General features: G+C 72.3%; 17 protein-coding genes. 4 read left to right on the top strand and 13 right to left on the bottom strand.

Annotated elements, in window-relative coordinates; genetic code table 11:
• Positions 1–2: 2 nt before the first annotated feature.
• Positions 3–1,328: a glutamate-1-semialdehyde 2,1-aminomutase gene (locus AB0947_RS01660; protein ID WP_366748275.1), complete on the top strand. Its 1,326-nt coding sequence runs from the start codon at positions 3–5 to the stop codon at positions 1,326–1,328.
• 7 nt (positions 1,329–1,335) lie between these two features.
• Here AB0947_RS01660 and AB0947_RS01665 read toward each other — a convergent pair whose 3' ends face one another.
• Complete coding sequence (locus AB0947_RS01665; protein WP_366748435.1) at positions 1,336–1,974, bottom strand: phosphatase PAP2 family protein; 639 nt, start codon at positions 1,972–1,974, stop codon at positions 1,336–1,338.
• Between the two features lie 303 nt (positions 1,975–2,277).
• Here AB0947_RS01665 and AB0947_RS01670 point away from each other — a divergent pair, with 303 nt between their 5' ends.
• Both AB0947_RS01670 and AB0947_RS01675 read left to right on the top strand, forming a co-directional pair.
• A complete protein-coding gene (locus tag AB0947_RS01670) occupies positions 2,278–3,531 on the top strand; it encodes an MFS transporter (RefSeq protein ID WP_366748276.1) in 1,254 nt (417 codons plus the stop codon).
• An 88-nt stretch (positions 3,532–3,619) separates the two neighbouring features.
• Positions 3,620–3,775 (top strand): hypothetical protein, encoded by a 156-nt coding sequence (locus AB0947_RS01675; protein ID WP_366748277.1) that lies wholly within the window; start codon positions 3,620–3,622, stop codon positions 3,773–3,775.
• 92 nt (positions 3,776–3,867) lie between these two features.
• Here AB0947_RS01675 and AB0947_RS01680 read toward each other — a convergent pair whose 3' ends face one another.
• Positions 3,868–5,292, bottom strand: a complete 1,425-nt coding sequence (locus AB0947_RS01680; protein ID WP_366748278.1) for a non-reducing end alpha-L-arabinofuranosidase family hydrolase — start codon at positions 5,290–5,292, stop codon at positions 3,868–3,870.
• 523 nt (positions 5,293–5,815) lie between these two features.
• Between AB0947_RS01680 and AB0947_RS01685 the strand changes: the two genes are divergently transcribed.
• On the top strand, positions 5,816–7,255 hold the full coding sequence (locus AB0947_RS01685; RefSeq protein ID WP_366748279.1) for an endo-1,4-beta-xylanase: 1,440 nt from the start codon (positions 5,816–5,818) through the stop codon (positions 7,253–7,255).
• A gap of 96 nt (positions 7,256–7,351) precedes the next feature.
• Here AB0947_RS01685 and AB0947_RS01690 read toward each other — a convergent pair whose 3' ends face one another.
• The 11 genes from AB0947_RS01690 to AB0947_RS01740 form a co-directional block, all read right to left on the bottom strand.
• On the bottom strand, positions 7,352–8,275 hold the full coding sequence (locus AB0947_RS01690; protein WP_366748280.1) for a helix-turn-helix transcriptional regulator: 924 nt from the start codon (positions 8,273–8,275) through the stop codon (positions 7,352–7,354).
• A gap of 228 nt (positions 8,276–8,503) precedes the next feature.
• Positions 8,504–9,211: a 4'-phosphopantetheinyl transferase superfamily protein gene (locus AB0947_RS01695; RefSeq protein WP_366748281.1), complete on the bottom strand. Its 708-nt coding sequence runs from the start codon at positions 9,209–9,211 to the stop codon at positions 8,504–8,506.
• A gap of 4 nt (positions 9,212–9,215) precedes the next feature.
• The gene (locus tag AB0947_RS01700) at positions 9,216–9,815 is read right to left on the bottom strand and encodes a nitroreductase (protein ID WP_366748282.1); all 600 of its coding nucleotides are present in this window, start codon (positions 9,813–9,815) and stop codon (positions 9,216–9,218) included.
• A 40-nt stretch (positions 9,816–9,855) separates the two neighbouring features.
• Positions 9,856–10,698, bottom strand: coding sequence for a dimethylargininase (ddaH, locus tag AB0947_RS01705; protein WP_366748283.1), 843 nt, complete (start codon positions 10,696–10,698; stop codon positions 9,856–9,858).
• Positions 10,699–10,767: 69 nt separating this feature from the next.
• The gene (locus tag AB0947_RS01710) at positions 10,768–11,199 is read right to left on the bottom strand and encodes a VOC family protein (RefSeq protein ID WP_366748284.1); all 432 of its coding nucleotides are present in this window, start codon (positions 11,197–11,199) and stop codon (positions 10,768–10,770) included.
• A gap of 39 nt (positions 11,200–11,238) precedes the next feature.
• On the bottom strand, positions 11,239–11,499 hold the full coding sequence (locus AB0947_RS01715; RefSeq protein ID WP_366748285.1) for an acyl carrier protein: 261 nt from the start codon (positions 11,497–11,499) through the stop codon (positions 11,239–11,241).
• Positions 11,492–13,420, bottom strand: a complete 1,929-nt coding sequence (locus AB0947_RS01720; protein WP_366748286.1) for an HAD-IIIC family phosphatase — start codon at positions 13,418–13,420, stop codon at positions 11,492–11,494. The genes AB0947_RS01715 and AB0947_RS01720 overlap by 8 nt, the downstream gene beginning before the upstream one ends.
• Complete coding sequence (locus AB0947_RS01725) at positions 13,417–14,463, bottom strand: ketoacyl-ACP synthase III family protein (RefSeq protein WP_366748287.1); 1,047 nt, start codon at positions 14,461–14,463, stop codon at positions 13,417–13,419. Before AB0947_RS01725 ends, AB0947_RS01720 begins: the two co-directional genes overlap by 4 nt.
• A gap of 58 nt (positions 14,464–14,521) precedes the next feature.
• Positions 14,522–15,346, bottom strand: a complete 825-nt coding sequence (locus AB0947_RS01730; protein WP_366748288.1) for an aspartyl/asparaginyl beta-hydroxylase domain-containing protein — start codon at positions 15,344–15,346, stop codon at positions 14,522–14,524.
• A gap of 1 nt (position 15,347) precedes the next feature.
• On the bottom strand, positions 15,348–16,190 hold the full coding sequence (locus AB0947_RS01735) for a DUF6202 family protein (protein WP_366748289.1): 843 nt from the start codon (positions 16,188–16,190) through the stop codon (positions 15,348–15,350).
• A gap of 15 nt (positions 16,191–16,205) precedes the next feature.
• Positions 16,206–20,102, bottom strand: a complete 3,897-nt coding sequence (locus AB0947_RS01740) for an amino acid adenylation domain-containing protein (protein ID WP_366748290.1) — start codon at positions 20,100–20,102, stop codon at positions 16,206–16,208.
• Positions 20,103–20,125 lie beyond the last annotated feature (23 nt).

A 20,125-nucleotide genomic window follows, 5' to 3' on the forward strand; every position in this document is an offset into this window, starting at 1 on the left:
GCTTGGACACCGAGGAGTTCCGCCTGCCCCGCTCGCGGGCCATGAACGAACGGCTGCACGCCCTGGTTCCCGGGGGCGCGCACACCTACGCCAAGGGCGACGACCAGTACCCCGAGGACCTGGCCCCGGTCATCAGCCACGGCCGCGGTGCCCACGTGTGGGACGTCGACGGCAACCGCTACGTCGAGTACGGCTCCGGCCTGCGGTCGGTCAGCCTCGGCCACGCCCACCCGCGCGTGACGGAGGCGGTGCGGCGGGAACTCGACCGCGGCGGCAACTTCGTCCGGCCGTCCGTGGTGGAGGTCGAGGCGGCGGAACGCTTCCTGGCCACGGTGCCGACCGCGGAGATGGTGAAGTTCGCGAAGAACGGCTCCGACGTCACCACCGCAGCGGTGCGCCTGGCCCGCGCCGTCACCGGGCGCCCGCGGGTGGCGCTCTGCGCCGACCATCCGTTCTTCTCCGTCGACGACTGGTTCATCGGCACCACTCCGATGTCCGCCGGCATCCCGGAGTCGACCACCGAGCTGACCGTGGCGTTCCCCTACGGCGACCTCACCGCCACGGAGGAGCTGCTCACCCGGTACCAGGGCGAGGTCGCCTGCCTGATCCTCGAACCCGCCACCCACACCGAGCCGCCGCCCGGCTACCTCGCCGGCCTGCGGGAGCTGGCCGACCGGCACGGCTGCGTCCTGGTCTTCGACGAGATGATCACGGGCCTGCGCTGGTCCGAGGCGGGCGCCCAGGGCCTGTACGGCGTCGTCCCCGACCTGTCCACGTTCGGCAAGGCGCTGGGCAACGGATGCGCCGTCTCGGCGCTGGCCGGGCGCCGGGAGCTGATGGAGCGGGGCGGGCTGCGGCACTCCGGCGACCGGGTGTTCCTGCTGTCCACCACGCACGGCGCGGAAACGCACTCCCTGGCCGCCGCGATGGCCGTGCTCGCCACCTACGTCGAAGAGGGCGTCACCGCACGGCTGCACGCGCTCGGCGAGCGGCTGGCCGCCGGGGTCCGCGAGGCCGCGGCCGCGATGGGCGTCGGCGACCACGTCGTCGTCCGGGGCCGGGCCAGCAACCTGGTCTTCGCCACCCTCGACGAGAAGGGCCAGCCGTCGCAGCGGTACCGCACCCTGTTCCTGCGCCGGCTCCTCATGGGCGGGGTGCTGGCCCCGTCGTTCGTGGTGAGCAGCGCGCTCAGCGACGCCGACATCGACCACACCGTCGAGGTGGTGGCCCAGGCGTGCGGGGTGTACCGGAAGGCACTGGACGCCGGTGACCCCACCCCGTGGCTGGGCGGACGGCCGGTGAAGCCCGTGTTCCGCCGACGGGCGTGACGCGGCGTCAGCCGCCCTCTCGCCGGCCGGCGCCGGCCGCCCGGTCGACCAGCCACGCGGTCGCCGGTGTCACCGCGAGCCCGGTGCACCAGCCGCCGAGGGCGTCGGTCGGGTAGTGCGCGCTCAGGGCGACCTCCGCCCATCCCATGGCGGCGCCGGCCACCAGCGCCGCGGCGAGCACGGGTGACGCGCCGGCCGTCCTGCCGGGGCCGGGGCGGCCGGCCGCGAGCAGCGCGACCGCGTAGGCGAGCGCGGTGGCGAAGGCGGTGTGCCCGCTCGGGTAGGACAGGTTGCCGTCGCCGTGGATGGTGCGTCCCACCAGGTGCTTGAGCAGGGTCGCCGTCCCCACGGCCACACCGGCGACGGCGACGGCGAGCACCGCGCCCCGGGGACGCCGGAGCAGCAGGCAGCCGGTCACGACGGCCACGACCAGCACCGCCGCTCCCACGGGCTCCCCCAGCCAGTCCAGGGTGAGGGCGACGTACCGCCACGGTGGCCGCACACTGTCCGCCGTCGGCGGGGTGATCCACCGGTCCACCGTGCCGGACTCGCCGTGGCCGGCGTACAGCACCCCGAGCACGGCCACCACCAGCGCGGCGAGGACCGCGACCGGTCCGAGCCGCACGCGCAGGGACGGGGGCAGCACCTCGGGCGCCGGCCGGTCCGGGCGGAGGCGGGCGGGACCGCGCGCACCGGCCTCCGGCTTCTGCTGCTGCCCACTGCCCACCGACGAGCCCCCCGTCGTGTCCGACTCGGCCCGCGCGGGAGCCACCGGTCACCCTAACCAACAGCGCGGCCGGGGCGAGGTGTTCGGCACCGGATGGCGCGATCCGTTCAGTCGGACGCCCGGGCACCCGGCCGCGTTTGCCTGCACCTGGTTGTGCGGGAACAATGTCGCGGCCAGGCCGACGGCTTCGGCAGCCGCCTCTCGCGACCGAAACGGTTATGAATGACCAATCAGCTCATGGACCGCCTGCCCCGCTTACTGCACCAGGTCGCGTTCCGCAGGTTCTGGACAGCGCAGACCATTTCCTTCCTCGGGGACCAGGTGTCCACCATCGCGCTCCCGCTCACCGCGGTGCTCGCGCTGAACGCCTCCGCCGCGGGCATGGGCTTCCTCGGGGCTCTGGTCTCCCTGCCGAACCTGCTGTTCGCCCTGCACGTGGGCGGCTTCGTGGACCGCCACGGCCGGCTCAGACGCATGATGATCCTCTGCGACCTGGGACGCGCGGCCGTGCTGCTCACCGTGCCCGTCGCCTACGCGCTGGACGCGCTGACGCTCACCCACCTGTGGGTGGTGGCCTTCGTGACGGGCACGCTGGCGATGCTGTTCAACGTCTCCAGCAACAGCCTGTTCGCCGCCCTCGTGGACCGCGAGGACTACGTGCAGGGCACCTCGCTGTCCCGGGGCAGCTTCTCCTTCTCCTGGGTGGTGGGCCCCAGCGTCGGCGGTGTGCTCGTGCAGATCGTGTCGGCACCCGGGGCGCTCCTCGCCGACGTGCTGTCCTTCCTCGGATCCGCGTCCCTGCTGCGGTCGATCTCCCCGCAGGAGCCGGCTCCCGAGAAGCACGAGTCGTCCTCGCACATCAGGGACGGGCTGCGGTTCGTCTCCCGGACCCCGGTCCTGCGGGCCAAGTTCCTCGGCGGCGGTCTGCTCAACCTCTTCTACACGGTCTACTTCACGCTCTTCCTGCTGTTCATCGCACGCGAACTGAAGCTGACGTCCGGAATGATCGGTGTGGCCCTCGGCCTCGGTGCCGTCGGCGCGCTGCTGGGTTCCTTCGTCACCGGCTGGTTCACCCGGCGCCTCGGCATCGGGCCGACGTTCCTGCTCGGCTCGGTGGTCTTCCCCGGGGCGCTGGCCCTGGTGCCGTTCGCGACGCAGGACAAGTGGGTGGCCTTCGGCCTGGTGGTCATGGCCGAGTTCCTCTCCGGCATGGGCCTGATGCTCTGCGACATCGCCGGCTCCTCGATCCAGCAGGCCCTGACACCGGACCGCCTCCGGTCCCGGGTGCAGGGTGCCTATCTGGGGCTCATCAACGGTGTGCGCACCGTCGGCGCGTTGGCCGCCGGCGGTCTGGGCACGTGGCTGGGTCTGCGCAGCGCGCTCTGGCTGGCCGTCATCGGCGGCGTGCTGAGCTGCCTTCCCCTGGTGTTCGCCCCGGTCCCGGCCATGCGCACCCTGCCGGACCAGGCCGAGTGAACAACCGCCCGCCGCCCACCCACACCGAACGGAGCGGCGGCCGGCCCAACGGGACGGGGCCGGCCGCCGGCGGCGTGCACGGGACGGGTTGAGCGCCGGAGGGTCGGCGCGCCCCGGCCGCCACGGCCGGCTGGGGCTGCGCAGCGCGCTCTGGCTGGCCGTCATCGGTGGCGTGCTGAGCTGCCTTCCCCTGGTGTTCGCCCCGGTCCCGGCCATGCGCACCCTGCCGGACCAGGCCGAGTGAACAACCGCCCGCCGCCCGCCCGCCCGCACCGAACGGAGCGGCGGCCGGCCCAACGGGACGGGGCCGGCCGCCGGCGGGGTGGACGGGACGGTTCAGCGCTGGAGGGTCAGCACGCCCGGTCGCCACGGCAGCTGGTCGTACGGGCCGCTCGCGGTGGGGGACTTGCCCTGGTAGAGGAACTGCAGGTTGCAGGGGTCGACGGTCATGGTCTGGTCGGGGTTGTTGCGGACCAGGTCACCGTGGCTGATGTCGTTGGTCCAGCCGGCACCGCTGTTGGCCTTGCCGGCGAAGGGGTTGCTCTCACTGGCGGCCTGCGGGGTCCACGAGCCGCTCAGGCTGGAGGCGGTGAAGGAGCGGAAGTAGCGCCCGTTCGCGCCCATCGCCTCGACGATCATGAGGTACTGGTTCTGGCCCTGCACCTTGTAGACCTGCGGCGCCTCGAAGAGGTTGGCCTTCGTGTCGCTCATGACCGTCGTGTACGACGAGCCGAAGTTGCCCGGGAAGTTCCCGATCGGCATGCTCGCCCGGTAGATCTTGCCGTTGTCACCGGCGAAGAACAGGTACATGTTCTGGCCGTCGGCGATCAGGGTCTGGTCGATCGGGCCGGTGTCGGAGCCGGAGATGCTCCCGGTGAACAGCGGTTGCGGAGCGGACCAGCCGTTGGGGTTGGTGGGGTCGCTCGACGTGCGGTAGATGAAGGGCCAGGCACCCCACTGGTACGCCAGCACCCAGATGTTCTTGGGCGCGAAGTAGAACAGCGTGGGCGCCACCGCGGCCTGGCTCATCCCGGTCTGGCCGGCCGACGCCATGTCCGTCCAGTTCGTGAAGGGCTGGAACATCATGGAGCCGTACGACGACCCGGAGACGTTCGACGCGTACACCAGGTGCTTGCCGTTGTAGGTGACGGTGGTGAAGTCCTTCACCGAGGCCCACCCGTTCGCCGGCTGCGCCAGCGCGCCCGTCGACGTCCACCGGTACGTCGACGGCAGCGCACACGTGCCGTCCGGCGGGGTCGTCCCGGACAGACCGGTCCACTTCTGGTTGCTGCCGCCGTTGCACGTCCAGATCTGCACCGCCGTGCCGTTGGCCGTACCGGCACCCGCGGCCTCCAGGCACAGCCCGGACTCGACGCCGACGACCGTGCCGTCGGAGTTCACCCGCCACTGCTGGTTCGCGCCGCCGGAACAGGTCCAGATCTGCACCCGGGTACCGGCCGCGGTCGCGTGGCCCGGAACGTCCAGGCACTTGTTGCCGTACACGGTGAGCTGGTTGCCGTCCGTCAGCGTCCACTGCTGGTTGGTCCCGCCCCAGCAGTCGTACAACTGCGGATACGTGCCGTCGGTCTGGCTGGCGCCCGGCACGTCGAGGCACCGGCCGGAACCGACACCCCGCAAGGCGCCGCTGGAAGCCGCCTGGGCCGGGGCGGCGACGAGCATCGCCGCCAGCGCCGCCAGGGTCGCGACCACGGCGGCGAGCACCCCGGACGGGTGCCTGCGGCTGAAACGTCCTCTGTGCATGGAGTACTTCCTCACCCTTGGGTAGCCGGAGTGGCGTTATGACAGGCACATGACACGCATATGCCCGGACTGTCCCTGCACGCGCGATCGAGCAAATCCGTATGTTCGCTATACCGAACGAGTGTCGAAGCTTCGAGCAACCCGAATGATAGAGAACCGATGAACGGCGTCAACACCTCCCGCATGAATCGCGGTCACGGACGAAAACGTTCGCTTTCCCATGCTCCGGTCAGCGCACGCTCCGCACGCACGGCAACGCTGCGAGGCGTAAGGCCGGCGCAAAAGAGGGAAGTTGCTGGCTCACCGCCCTCGCCATTAATTCGAAAGTTTCGTACAGCGATCGTAAATTTTTCTTGCGAGATGTATTGACGATCCCTGGTCACCGCCTCAATCATCCCTGTCTGAGACACCGGCCTCATCCGCGCACCACAGCACCCGCGCCGCCCCGCTTCGTCCCGGTGAGGTTCGCACCTGCGCATCCGTGTCGCAGTCCATCCGTGATTCCTACCTCGGAGGCACACCCATGGGCTCTTGTGCCCTTTCCCGACCCTTGGTCCGCTGCCGGAAAACCCGCGGCTTACTGCTGGCGCTGGTCGCCGGCGTCCTCGGTACGGTCACCGCGCTGGCCGCGCCGCCGGCCGCACACGCCGCCGAGAGCACGCTCGGCGCCGCGGCGGCGCAGAGCGGCCGCTACTTCGGCACCGCCATCGCCTCGGGCAGGCTGGGCGACTCGGCGTACACGTCGATCGCAGGCCGTGAGTTCAACATGGTGACGCCCGAGAACGAGATGAAGATCGACGCCACCGAGCCGCAGCGGGGCCAGTTCAACTTCACCGCCGCCGACCGCGTCTACAACTGGGCGGTGCAGAACGGCAAGCAGGTACGCGGTCACACCCTGGCCTGGCACTCCCAGCAGCCCGGCTGGATGCAGAGCCTCAGCGGCAGCACGCTGCGCCAGGCGATGATCGACCACATCAACGGCGTGATGGGCCACTACAAGGGCAAGATCGCCCAGTGGGACGTCGTGAACGAGGCCTTCTCGGACGACGGTTCGGGCGGCCGCCGGGACTCCAACCTGCAGCGCACCGGCAACGACTGGATCGAGGTCGCCTTCCGCACCGCACGCGCCGCCGACCCGTCGGCCAAGCTCTGCTACAACGACTACAACATCGAGAACTGGACCTGGGCGAAGACCCAGGGCGTGTACAACATGGTCCGCGACTTCAAGCAGCGCGGCGTGCCGATCGACTGCGTCGGCTTCCAGTCGCACTTCAACAGCGGCAGCCCCTACAACAGCAACTTCCGCACGACGCTGCAGAACTTCGCCGCTCTCGGCGTCGACGTGGCCATCACCGAACTCGACATCCAGGGCGCCTCGTCCACGACCTACGCCAACGTGACCAACGACTGCCTGGCCGTCTCGCGCTGCCTCGGCATCACCGTCTGGGGCGTGCGGGACAGCGACTCCTGGCGCTCGGGTGACACGCCCCTGCTGTTCAACGGCGACGGCAGCAAGAAGCCCGCCTACACCGCGGTCCTCAACGCGCTCAACGGTGGCTCCACCACCCCGCCTCCCCCCACGGGAGGCGGACAGATCAAGGGCGTCGGCTCGGGACGCTGCCTGGACGTGCCCAACGCCAGTACCACCGACGGCACCCAGGTCCAGCTGTGGGACTGCAACAGCGCCACCAACCAGCAGTGGACGCTCACCGACGCCGGTGAACTCAAGGTCTACGGCAACAAGTGCCTGGACGCCGGCGGAACCGGCAACGGCACCAAGGTCCAGATCTACGGCTGCTGGGGCGGCGACAACCAGAAATGGCGCCTCAACTCCGACGGATCCATCGTCGGCGTCCAGTCCGGCCTCTGCCTCGACGCCGTCGGGAACGGCACCGCCAACGGCACCCTGATCCAGCTCTACTCCTGCTCGAACGGCAGCAACCAGCGCTGGACCCGCACCTGACGCGACCTGCCTCACACGCCCCCTGCGACCGCACACCGTCGCCGGTTCCGGGTCGCCGCCTTCGTGGCGGCGACCCTCGCGGACGTCGCCCTGTCCCTAGGAGAGCCAGCCCGCGCGGGCGGCCAGAACCCCGGCCTCGAAGCGGCTGCGGGCTTCCAGGCGGGCCATGAGGTTGGAGACGGTGCGGCGCACCGTGCGCAGGGAGACGCCGAGTTTCTTGCTGATGGCCTCGTCGGTGTGGCCGCTCGCCAGGAGGTACATCAGCTCGCGTTCACGGCGGGAGAGGCCGGTGGAGTCGGGGCCGTCCTGTTCGTACCAGGGGATGCCGGCGTCCCAGAAGCGGGTGAACAGGACGTGCAGGGCCTCCACGACGCCGCGGCTGCGGATCTCCAGGGCGCCCTGGCGGACGTCCTCGGGGTCGAGGGGGACGAGGGCGATCTCACGGTCGACGAGGACCATCAGCATGGGAAGGCTGGGGACGGTGCGCGTCTCGCCGCCCAGCGTGGAGAGCCAGTGGACGTACTCCCGCGTGCCGGGGTCGTTGCGGAAACTGTCCTGGTAGAGCGTGCGGAGGGAAACACCGCGTTCCAGGGCCATTTGATCGAGCGGTTTGCTCGATTCCATGACATCCGGGCGCTGGGCCCCGCCGGGGAAGAAAGAGAGGCATTCCGTGCGGGCGGTCGCGGCGAGCTGTTCGAGGCGGAGTCGGACCGCTTCCAGGCCGAAGAGCTGACGAATGATCTCCGGCGCGTGCCGCTGCTGGCCGTACCGCGTGATCAGCGCGGCCACCGAAGAACGGGCCGTCTCCAACTTGCGCTGCTTCGCACCCAGTTCCAGCTCGATGCGGTTGAGCAGGACGCTCAGTCCGACCTCGGGGCTCACCGTCAGGTGCTGCTCGTCAGTCTCCCCCGGGCGGAGAAGGTGCAGGTCGGCGAGGTCGTCCAGCGCGTGGCGGACGGATTTTTCCGGCAGGCCCAGGTTCGCGGAGATGTCCCGCACCCCCATATCGGGCCGTTCCAACAGCAATCGGTAGACTGCCTCGACATCCGGCTCCAAACCGAGCACTTCCAGCAACAGCCACTCCTCCCCCTGGGATGGTCAGGTGCCTTCTCACAGCTCCCAGGGACGAAGCGCGACCGCCCCCGAAACTGGTCAGGTGTGAGACCATAACTGAAAGCGCATTTTATCGCTTCGCCGGAGAAACGTTCCTCCCAATCGCGCCAAAAAAGAGGCGCCCATCACGGGACATCAGCGTACGGATACGGCCACCGCCGCGCGATATCCCGCGGGGATCCGCACATCCGCGAGACGCCATCCCGCCACCGCTCCCGGCACCTCGCCGCCCCCCACGTACGGCTCCTCGATCCCGTGCGTCAGCCCCGCCCCCAGCCCCTTCAGGCACGCCTCCTTCCGCGTCCAGCAGCGCAGGAACGCCTCCCCGCGCTCCGCCGGCGGCAGCGCCGCCAGCTCCGCCCGCTCCCGGGGGTGCAGCATCGCCGCCAGTTCGCCGGCCGTGCCGGCGGGCGGCGCCGCCTCCACGTCCACCCCGACCGGGGCGCGGGCGAACGCGTACAGCGCCAGTTCACCGCTGTGGGAGAGCGAGAAGTGCAGGTCCGCCCCGCGCGGCGCCGGCCGGCCGCCGGGCCGGCCGCAGCGCTCACACGGCAGGCGCACAAGCGCCACCTCGGCCGGATCCTGCCCCAGGTACGCGCCGAGCAGCCGGCGCAGGACCACATGGGCCACGGTGTGGCGGTGCCGGTCCGTCGCGGGCGCGAACCGCGACCGCCGCGCCGCCCGGTCCCCGGCGAGCAGACGGGCGGCGTCCGGCCCCACGGCGTAGGCGTCGGCCCGGACCAGCCACAGCTGCGGCGGGCCGCCCGCCTCCGGCGGTTCCAGCCCCGCGTCCGGCAGCCCCTGCCCGACGGGACGCGGGACCAGCGGCGCGGGAACCCCCATCGGCCTAGGCCGCCCCGTGCCCGGCCGGCACCCGGACCGCCGCGCTCCGGTCCCGCAGGTCGGCGAAGGACGTGATCAGGCCCGACACGTCCTCCATCGGACGGCGGTGGCGCGTCGCCGTGGGGTCGGGCGTCCCGATGTCCAGGGAGCCCAGCAGCCGCTCCCCCGGCTCCAGGCAGAGCAGCCCGGCCGCCGTCGTGCTGCGCGCCAGCGCGCCGGTGCGCCAGATGCTCCCGTAACCGCGCGAGTGCAGCAGCAGCATCAGCGCGTGCGTCATGCACGTGGCGGCCGCCAGCTGCTCCCACTCCGGTATCCGGCCCTCGCGCGGCGAGAAGACCAGCGCGGCGACCAGCGGGGCCCGGCGCAGCTTGGCCCGCATCCGCTCCACGGTCACCTCGTCCCCTCCCGCCTCGTCCGCCAGGCAGCGCCCCAGGGCGTCGCGGTCCTCCTCCCGCAGCAGCACCCACCGCCAGGGCCGCAGCCGCCCGTGGTCCGGCGCGGTGCTCGCGCCGCGGAGCAGATAGGCGAACTCCCCGTCGCTCGGGGCCGGGCCGTGCAGGGTCTGCTCGCTGCGCCTGGTCATGACCGCCGTCATCACGTCCATGGGGAATACCTTCCTGAGTCGGTACGGGGGGTACGGGTGCTCAGTGACGGATCTCGAGGGTGCAGCACTTCACGCTGCCGCCGCCCTTGAGGAGTTCGGACAAGTCCATGCCGATGGGGTTGAAGCCGCGTTCGCGCAGCCGGCCGGCGAGGAGCCGGGCCGCCTCCGGCAGGACGACGTTGAGGCCGTCGGAGACCGCGTTCAGGCCGAAGACCTCCGCGTCCGCCGCCGACACCTCGAGGGCGTCCGGGAAGAGCGAACGCAGCACCTCGCGGCTGCCCGTGGCGAACGCCTCCGGGTGGTACATGATCTCGTCGCCGTCGAGGACGGCCAGCGCCGTGTCGAGGTGGTAGTAGCGGGGGTCGACGAGTTCCAGGCTGACGACCGGACGGCCGAAGAAGGACTGCGCCTCCTGGTGGCTGCGCGCGTCGCTGCGGAAGCCGTGGCCCGCCAGGACGAAGCGGCCGGTGACGAGGAAGTCGCCCTCGCCCTCGTTGACGTACGCCGGGTCGTGCCGCTCGGTGAAGCCGTTCGCCCGGAACCACTCCAGGTACGCGGGGCCCTCGGCGCGGCGCTCGGCGTTGCGGAAGCTGGCGCCGAGCACCCGGCCGTCGACGACGGTGGCGCCGTTCGCCGCGTACACCATGTCGGGCAGACCGGGCAGCGGGTCGATCAGGTCGACGGTGTGCCCGAGCTCCAGGTACAGCTCGCGCAGCCGCTCCCACTGGAGGACGGCGAGACCGGTGTCGACCGGCTTGGCCGGGTCCATCCACGGGTTGATGGCGTACACCACCTCGAAGTGGGAGGGGCGGCACATCAGGTAATGACGACGGCGCTGGACGCGGGTCTTCGCGGGGGCGGCGGCGGTCGTGTCGGAGGGCATGTTCTCCCCAGGGTGTGAAGGCCATGTGGTGGTGGCGGATGTACGGGAACGGGACGTGCGCGCCCCGCTTCAGCGGGACGGGGCGGGCGGCGCGTAGTGGACCAGCTCCACCAGGAGTTCGGCGGGCTCGGGCAGGTACAGGAACGCGACGCGCATACCGGGGCGGGCGCCCCGGCACGGCTCGGCGTCCAGGGCGAGGAAGCCGCCCCGGCGCAGGCGGGCGGTCTCGCCGGCGAGGTCGTCGACGACGAGGGCGAGGTGGTACAGGCCCGGCCCCTGCCCGGCGAGCCGCCCGTCGACCGCCGACCCGGCGCGCGTGGGCGACACCAGCTCGACGGCGGTACCGGCCCGGTCCCCGGGCAGGTTCCAGAACTCGCAGGCGACTCCGTAGGCGTCGGCCCGCCCGTGGTCCGTGCGGACCATCCCGAGCGCGGCGAGCTGCTCCCCGGCCCGGGCGGGCTCGGCGGTGGCGAGGCCGACGTGGTCGACACCGAGGATCACGGCGGGCCGTCCGTGCGGGGGCCGGTCCCGCCCGCGGGCTCACCCCGCATGGGCCGCCGGCCCTCCCGAGAGGCGGGTCGAGATCTCCGACGCCAGCTCGCCGACCGTCTCCAGCTTCATGTAGGCACGCAGGTCCAGCTGCACGCCGTACGTCTGCTCGACGGCCGCCAGCAGGCGCATCGCCGCCAGGCTGCCCCAGCTGCCGAGGGCCGTGAAGCGGGTGTCGGGGGCGAGGGACTCGGCGGGGTGGTGGGAGACGCGGGCGACGAGGGGTCGCAGGGTGGTCATCGTGTCAGACATGGGCCGGGGCCTCCTTGGCGACCAGGGTGATCCAGTCGGGGGTCAGGGCGGGGAGCCGGTCGAGACGGGCCTCGTGGTGGACGGTCTCGTCGTCGCCGGCGGGTCCTTCGGCGCGGGTGAAGCCGGCGGAGGGGTAGAGGGTCGCGGCGGGCGCGTTGCGGGCGGTCGGGCAAAAGCGGGTCTCCAGGACGGCGGCGCCGGCGGCACGGGCGGTGTCGGCGACGTACTGCAGGACGGCCCGCTCGACGCCCCGGGCGAGCACCCGGCAGCTGAGGACGAGGTTGCGCACGGTCCACCGGTCCGGGCCCCGGTCCAGCCAGACACCGCCGACCACGCCCTCGCCGCCGAAGCGGTCGGTGACCTCGACGGCGAGCACGAGGTGCCCGGGGTCGCCGGCGAGCCGCCGGGTGAGGGCCTCACCGTGGGCGCGGCCGGTCATGTTGAACTGGTTGGTGCGCTGTTCGAGCTGGACGAGCCGGGGCAGGGTGTACGCGTCGGCGGGACCGACGGTGACGTGGATGCCGAGGGCCCGCAGATACTCCTCCGCCGTCTCGTGCGTGGTGCTCAGCCGGTGGCGTTCGCGCCGGCCGCGGTAGAGCGCGGTGCGTTCGGCGTCGGTGGCGGTGACGCCGAGCTGGGCGAAGCGGGCGGGTTCGAGGAGCCTGGTCGAGTGGCAGGCGGGGTCGCCGTCCAGGCCCACGACGTCGACCTGGGGCAGGGAGCCGGCCACCATGCCGCACTCGAAGGGGCTGTCGTCGGCGAAGACGAACGCGTCGAGCCCCAGGCTGAGTTCCTCGGCGAGGGCGGCGACGTGCAGGTCCTTGCGCTGCCAGTCGGCGACGACGGCGACGAAGTCGTCCGGGCGGAGCACCATGTCCGGGTGGCCGGCCAGGGTCTCCTCCACGAGGGCGCGTTCGTTCTTGCTGCACACGGCGAGGAGCACGCCCTGGCGCCGCAGGGCCAGGGCCCGGCGCTGGAGGTCGGTGTAGCAGTCGCCGGGGTAGACCGTGCCGAGTTCGATGCCGGCGGGGCCGTCGTCGCCGAGGACGCCGCCCCACAGCGTGTTGTCGAGGTCGAGGACGAGGACCTTGCGGCCGAGGCCCGCGACGGCCCGGCAGAAGGCGGCGGCCTCACGGGCGTAGGCCAGTTGCGCGGCCGGCGTCCACGCCATCCGGCCGAACCGGTACTGCCGTTCGTCGCGGACGGGGCCGGGCACGTCGGCGAGGAGCGCCTCCAGGTCGACGGTGTAGACCCCGTCGTGGGTCTCGCCGGCGGCGAGGAGCGCGATGTTCGCCTCGCGCCAGATCCGGCCGAGCGCCGCCCCGCCCCGGAAGCTGATGACGCTGCGCCGGTCGGGGCGGGGCAGCGGCACGGTGTGCAGGAGGACGGCGCAGCCGGTGCGGGCGGCGAAGCCCGCGGCGGCGGCCGTGTGGGCGTCGACGCGGTCGCGTACGGCGGTGCGGACGCCGTCCAGGGCGGACGGGTCCCAGTCGCGCGGCAGCAGGGCCCCGGCGTCCAGGAGGCAGAGCGTCACCTCGGGCGCGAACTCGGCGAGGGCGGAGGCCGGGTCGGTGAGCTGGATGCCGAGCTGGTCGTAGGGGCACAGGTGGAGCTCCGCGTCGATGCCGCCGGCCAGCAGCGCCGCCCGCAGCAGGGGGACGGCGTCGTCGGCGGTGAAGGTGGCGGCGACGGCGACCCGCAGGGTGCCGACGCGGGTGTCCGGTGCGCGGGTCAGCCGGGCCGCCGCCACGCCTTCGAGCAGCCGGCCTGCCTCGTGCAGCAGCAGGGGGTCGGCGACGGCGCCGAGTTCGCCCCCGAGTCCCGTGTCGGTGGCCGCGGGCGAGTCGCGCAGGGCGCGGATCCGGTCCAGAAGGTCGTCCCCGGGCAGGGACGCCGGGGCGGGCGGCGGCGATCCGGTCATGACGCGGCGGCCTCCCACCGGGGCTGTTCGAGGATCTCGACGACGGCGCAGGCGTACGTGAAGCCCATGCCGATGCCGCAGAGCGCCACCCGGTCGCCGGGGACGACCTGTCCGGTCTCCAGGAGGTGGGTGAGTCCGGCGATCTGGTCGGCGGCGCCGATGTGCCCGACCCTGCGGCCCCACTCCCAGGTGGTCCTGGCGTCCTCGATGCCGAACATGGACCGGAAGTCGAGGTCGTCCAGGGTGCGGCCGACGTTGGTGAGGACCCAGCGGTCGATGTCGCCGGCGCCGAGGCCGGCGTCGGCGAGCGCCACGGAGACGCTCTCCTGCTGGCGTTCGGTGAGCGACTGGACGATCTTCAGGAGGAGTTCGCCGTTCTCCAGGAGGTACTCGTCGCGGCGGGCGCGGAGGTCGACCGGCCCGTCGCCGTCGGCCGGGGCGTCCTCGAAGGGCTTGTTGCCGAGGTAGACGGCCCCGTAGGTGCCGTCGCTGATGACGGCGGTGGAGAGCAGCCGGGCCACGCCGCCCCGCCGGGACAGCACCAGCCCGGTGCCGCCGTCACCGAAGACCACGCCCTTGTCGGAGCGGTAGCGGTCGAAGGCGGGGAGGGCGAACACGTCGCTGGTGGTGAGCAGGGCGGCGGACTTCTTCGGCCGGGCGGTCAGGTAGGCCGCGGCGATCTCCAGGGCGGCCAGGCCGCCGTTGGAGTACTGCTTGACCTCCACGGCGGCGGCCCGGCCGCCGATGGTGCGGCCCTGGACGTAGGAGGCGGGGGCGAAGTGGTCGAGGCCCTGGTGGTGGCAGCTGGAGTGGACGACCAGGTCGATGTCGTCGGGCTCGACGGTGGCGCGTCCCATGGTGAGGTCGGCGGCCTTGACCGCGAGTTCGACGGCGGGGCCGTCGTCGGCCACGCTGATGGAGAGGAAGCCGTCGGCCTCCGCCTCCGCCGCGTCGTACCGTCCCTCGGCCACCGCGACCGAGGTCTCCTCACCGCGGCCGAGTACCGCACCGCAGGCGTTGAGATAGATTCCGTTCCACCGCATGGAGTGCGGTCTCCTTCCGTCGTGCGGTCCCAGGGCCTGTCGTGCGCGACGCGTCCGGCTACCGGCTGACCATGCAGTACTCCTCGTGGGCGGTGACGCGGCTGAGCAGGTCGTCCCGGCCGCTGCCGGCCGCGATCTCCCTCAGCAGGGCGAAGACGTCGTCGCCGGAGATGCCGGTGGTGAAGTGCTGCTTGATCAGGAGGGTCTGTATCTCCTGGTAGTTGTGCTCGTCGACGACGTCGGCGAGGCCGAGCAGCGCCTTGCGGCCCGCGTCGTCGAGGGGCGGACGCTCGGCGATGTTGCCCGCCGGGATGTCCGGCTCGTCCGGCACGTCGAAGGCGAGGACCTGCCGGAGGCTGTCGGCGGTGAAGTCGCAGACGATGTGGACGCGGTCGCGGTCGGAGAAGGAGCCGACGGAGTGCGTCCGGGTGGCGTCGAGGCACCACAGCTCGCCCCGGCGCATCCGGAAGACGGTGTTCTCCTCGGAGGCGTAGACGTTGTCGTCGGTCTGGAGCGGGAGGTGGACCCGCACCATGTCGGCCTTCAGCTCCAGGAAGTCGCGGTGCGGCACGTAGAGGCTGCCGCCGGCGAGCCGCATGAAGCGCGCGTACTTGAGGTGCTCGGTGCGGAAGAGCCGGCCGATGAGTTCGCTGACGTAGGTCAGCGCCTCGCCGTGGGGGGTGGGCCGCGCCGAGCCCTCGTAGTCGCCGAGGGATGCCTCCTCCAGGCTGCCGCTCTGGTTCCACAGCATGGTGCTGCGCAGCAGGCCGGTGCTGACGAAGTCGGCGTAGGAGTCGTTGTAGGCGAAGCCCTCGGAGACGGCGAGGTCGGCGGCGAGCCGCTCGTCGTCGAGGGTGAGCGCGGCGATGCGGTGAGAGCGCATGTCAGGCCGCCTGGGTCGCGGCGACGGCGGCGGGCAGGCCGAGGGAGTCGGCGAAGGCGTTCAGCGCGCCGGCCCAGCTCGCGGAGTACTCGGCGGTCATCTCGGCGAAGGCGCGGGCCTCGGCCTGGGTGGTGACGAGGAACGTCATGCCGGTCTCGTCGTCGCTGACCTGCGCGGCGTGCATCGTCTCGGCCTTGATGTGCGAGTCGATCCAGGCGAGGTCCTCGGTCTCGGGGAAGAGGCGCTCGCCGTTCACCTCCAGCTTGCCGTAGACGCGGCGGAAGGCGACGGCGATGTCCAGCGCGATCGTCTCGACGACCCGCAGCTGGACGGCGGCGCCGAGCGGGGAGTCCGCGAAGCGCTCCATGTTCTCGATGAGGCGCACGACGCCCTCGGGGAGTTCGGCGGCGGACTTCCGGCCGGCCTCGTCGACGTGCTCCGACAGCGGCGTGATGAGGGAGTCCTCCCACCACACGTAGTGGGCTCCGGCGGGGCCCTTGGGGGCGACCGCGCTGAAGACCGGGGCGAGGTTGTCCAGGTCGTCGCCGATGACGCGGAAGATGGTCTGGAAGGCGGCCAGGACGTCGCGGGACGGGGACTGCTGGGCGGCCAGGGCGCGAGCCGTCACGCCGAGCCCGGCCAGGGTGGTGAACATGAACGCCTTGGTCATCGCGCGCCACTGGTGAGCGACGGCGAGCGGGCCGCGGAAATCCTCCGTTTCGAATCCCCGGGCGAAGCTGAAGAAGCGGTTGTCGGCGCGGCCGAGTCCGGCCTCGGCGATCTCCAGATCGACTCGCTCGTCGAGTGCGCCGCGCGCGCCGGCGCTGATTTCGATATCAGTCACGACTACTCCAGATTCCTAGATTTCGCTGAACGAGAGCGTCTCGTCGACGATTTCGTGGATGGCATCGGCGAGGTCCGCCGAATTCTTCTCGGAGACGAGGGTGAAGTGGTTCCCGGGGATCTCGCGGAAGGAGAGTCCCGAGATCCGTTCCCGCCATCCGTGGTCCTCTCCGCGCAGGATCGCGGGGAAGGCGATCCGGGGATCGGGGTACGGGTCGGCCGCCCGCAGCAGACGCACCTCGCCCTTGTACGGCTCGGGCGCGTAGGCGAGGAAGGCGGCGCGGTGCCGCTCCAGCAGGGCGGGGATGTGCGCGGCCTCCTCGGAGAGCCCGGCCAGCCGGGCCGTCGCGTCGCCCTCGCCCTTCAGCAGGTCCATGGCCGTGAAGGCGGCGCGGGCCTGCTCGGCGGCGGGCGGGTCGCCGATGGCGGCGGGCGGCAGCCAGGAGTCGAGCAGGGCGACGCCGGCGAGTTCCACGTCGCGCTCCTGCCACCGCCGGGCCATCTCCAGGGCGACGCAGCCGCCGACGGACCAGCCGGCGAGGAAGACCGGGCGGGTGCCGCGTACGGCGTCGGCGGCGGCGACGTACCGGGCCGCCATCTCCTCGATGGTCGTGACGCCGCGCGGGTCCTCGGCGGCCTGGAGGCCGTAGACGTCGTACTGGTCGGCGAGGCCCCGGGCGACCGCGTGGAAGGGCAGGACGGAGCCGCCGGCGCCGTGCACGAGCAGGACGACGGGCCGGCCCTGGGGGCGGACGAGCGGGACGAGCACGTCGTCGCCGGGGCGCTCCTCGCGGGCCGTGCCGAGGCGGACGGCGAGTTCGCGGACGGAGGGCGCGGCGAAGACGTCGCCGACGGTGGGCCGTATGCCCAGCTCCCGGCCGCAGGCGGCGATGAGCTTGAAGACGAGCAGGGAGTGGCCGCCGAGGGAGAAGAAGCCGTCGGTGACGCTGAGCGTCTCGATGCCGAGCACCTCGCGGAAGACCGCCGCGAGCCGGGTCTCCGTCTCGCCCTCGGGGGCGACCAGCTCCGTGGAGCCGCCGGCGGCCTCGCTGCCGAGCTGTCCGAGCAGGGCCTTGTCGTCGATCTTGCCGTTGACGTTGTACGGGATGTGGTCGACGGTGACGACGGCCGCGGGCACCATGTGCGTCGGCAGGTGGTGGCGGGCGTGCCGCTCCAGTTCGCGCGGGACGGGCTCGTGGCCCGGCTCGGGCACGACGAAGGCGGCGATGCGGCCCTCGAAGGCGCTCGGGGCGAGGGCGACGCAGGCGTGCACGTCGGGGTGGTCGCGGAGGACCGACTCGATCTCGGAGAGCTCGATGCGCAGGCCCCTGACCTTGACCTGGCGGTCGATGCGGCCCAGGTGCTCGATCACCCCGTCCTCGCGGTAGCGGCACAGGTCGCCGGTGCGGTACATCCGCTCGCCGACCGGGCCGAAGGGGTCGGGCAGGAACCGTTCGGCGGTCAGGGCGGGGCGGTTGTGGTAGCCGTGCGCGAGGCCGGTCTCGCCGCCGATGTACATCTCGCCGGGGACGCCGACCGGGAGGACCTCCAGGCCGGGGCCGAGGATGTAGACGCGGAAGTTGTCGCAGGGCCGGCCGAGCGGCAGGACCGGGACGCCGGGCTCCCGGGGGATGACGCCCTCCACGACGGTGCCGGCCTCCGTGGGGCCGCAGCAGTTGACGAGGTCGGCGTCGAAGTGGGCGTGGAAGGCGTCGCGCAGCCGGGGCTTGACCTCCTCGCCGCCGATGACGACCCGGCGCAGGGAGCGGCAGCTGCCGGGCGGGGCGGCCGCCAGGAAGACCTCCATCATCGTGGGGACGAAGAAGAGGGTGGTGACCTGGTACCGCTCGGTCAGGTCGAGCAGGTGCTCGGGGTCGCGGTGGCCGCCGGGGCGGGCGACGGCGAGGCGGGCGCCGTAGTAGAGCGGCCAGTACAGCTCCCAGGTGGAGACGTCGAAGCCGTACGAGGTCTTGAGGATGTTGGCGTCGCCGGGGCCGAAGGGGTAGTGCCGCTGGAGCCAGAAGATGTTGGCGAGGGCGCCGTCGACGGGGTAGGCCACGGCCTTGGGGCGGCCGGTCGAGCCGGACGTGTAGAGCAGGAAGGCGAGCGCGTCGGGCCGGGTGGACACCGTGAGGTCGTCGCTCGGGCACTCCTCCCAGGGACGCTCGTCGCCGGTGAGGCACAGCACGGGCCAGGGCCCCTGCGGGAGCTGCCCGGCGCCGAGTTCGTCGGCGAGGACCAGCTGGGGTTCCGTGTCGGCGAGCATGAACTCCATGCGGCCGTCGGGCAGCTCGGGATCCATCGGCACGTAGGCGGCGCCGGTCTTGGCGACGGCGTACAGCGCGATCACCATGGCGAAGCCGCGGTCCATGCAGACGGCGACCTTGCCGCCGGGCCGTACGCCCCGGTCCCGCAGGTGGTGGGCGAGGCGGTTGGCGCGCGCGTTCATCTCCGCGTAGGTGACCTCGCCCTCCTCGCCGATGAGGGCGACGGCGTCGGGGGTGCGCAGGACCTGCTCCTCGAAGGGCTCGGCCAGCGTCCGGTACGCGATGTCCGGCTTCGCGTACGCGTTGAGGCCGTGCAGGATGTGGCGGCGGCCGTCCTCGGTGAGCAGCGGGGCGTCGGCGACGGAGGTGCCGGGTGCGTCGAGGAGGGCGTCGAGCAGGTCGAGGTACATCTGCCCGAACCGCTCGACCGTCGAGCGGTGGAACAGGTCGCAGGAGTACTCCAGCAGGCCGCGCAGGCGCCCGCCCTCGTCGGTGACGGACAGCGACAGGTCGGTGCGGGCCGACTTGGTGTCGAGCGACACGAGGGAGCCGCCGCCGGCGTCGGCGTCGACCATGACGCCGTCCTGGAAGCCGAAGATGGTCTGGAAGACGGGGTTGACGCCGGGGGTGCGGACGACGCCCAGCTCGGCGACGACCCGCTCGAACGGCACCATCTGGTGGTCCTGGGCCTCCAGCACGGTCCGCTGCGTCTGCTGGACCAGCGTGCGGAAGGCGGGCGCCGCCGACAGGTCGCCGCGGAGCGCGACCGGCTTGACGAAGCAGCCGACGATCTTCTCGGCGGTCTCGTCGTCGCGGCCGGCGAGCGGTGAGCCGACGACGACGTCGCTCTGGCCGGTGAGCCGGGAGAGGAAGGTCTGGTAGGCCGCGAGCAGGACGACGAACATCGAGGTGTTCTCGGCCGTGGCGAAGCGGCGCACCCGGTCGGCGAGCGGGGCCTCGACGTGGAAGCCGACCAGTTCGCCGCCGCGCGTCTCGGTGGCCGGCCGGGGCCGGTCCTTGGGCAGGTCGAGCACGGGCAGCTCGCCGCCGAGCCGCTCCGTCCAGTACGCCAGTTCGCGTGCCTCACGGGCCGGGTCGAGGCTCCGGGCCTGGGCGGCGGCGTAGTCGAGGTAGCCGATGCCGTGGGCGGGCGGCAGCTCGTGGCCGGCCAGCAGGCGGGTCAGCTCGCCCATGACCTGGCCGACCGACCAGTGGTCGATGATCACGTGGTGGAAGCCGAGGGCGAGCACGGCCCGGCCGTCCGGCAGGAGCAGCGCGAGGACGCGGAACATCGGCGCCTCGTCGGTGCGCAGCGGACGCGCCGCCGCCTCCTGGACGATCGCGGCGGCCCGGGCCTCGGCGGCCTCCTGGCCGAGGTCGCGCAGGTCGTGCCAGAGCACCGGCGGGGCGGGGACGCCGCAGTCCTCCTGCACGGGCTCGCCGTCCACCTCCACGATCCGCAGCCGCAGCGCGTCGTGGCGCTCGGTCAGCGTCCGGACGGCGGCGGTCAGCCGCTCCCGGTCGGGAGCCTTCGCGAGGGTGACGGCGTCGAAGAGGTTGTATTCCGTGCTCTGCGGAAAACGCCTGGTGAAGTACCAGATACGAGCCTGTGCAGGAAGCAGCGGAACTCTGGCACCCTGCTCCACCTTCGGAATCGAGACTTCGGCCT

Source organism: Streptomyces sp. NPDC047841 (assembly GCF_040704085.1).
In the GTDB taxonomy this organism is placed as follows: Bacteria; Actinomycetota; Actinomycetes; order Streptomycetales; family Streptomycetaceae; genus Streptomyces; species Streptomyces argyrophylli.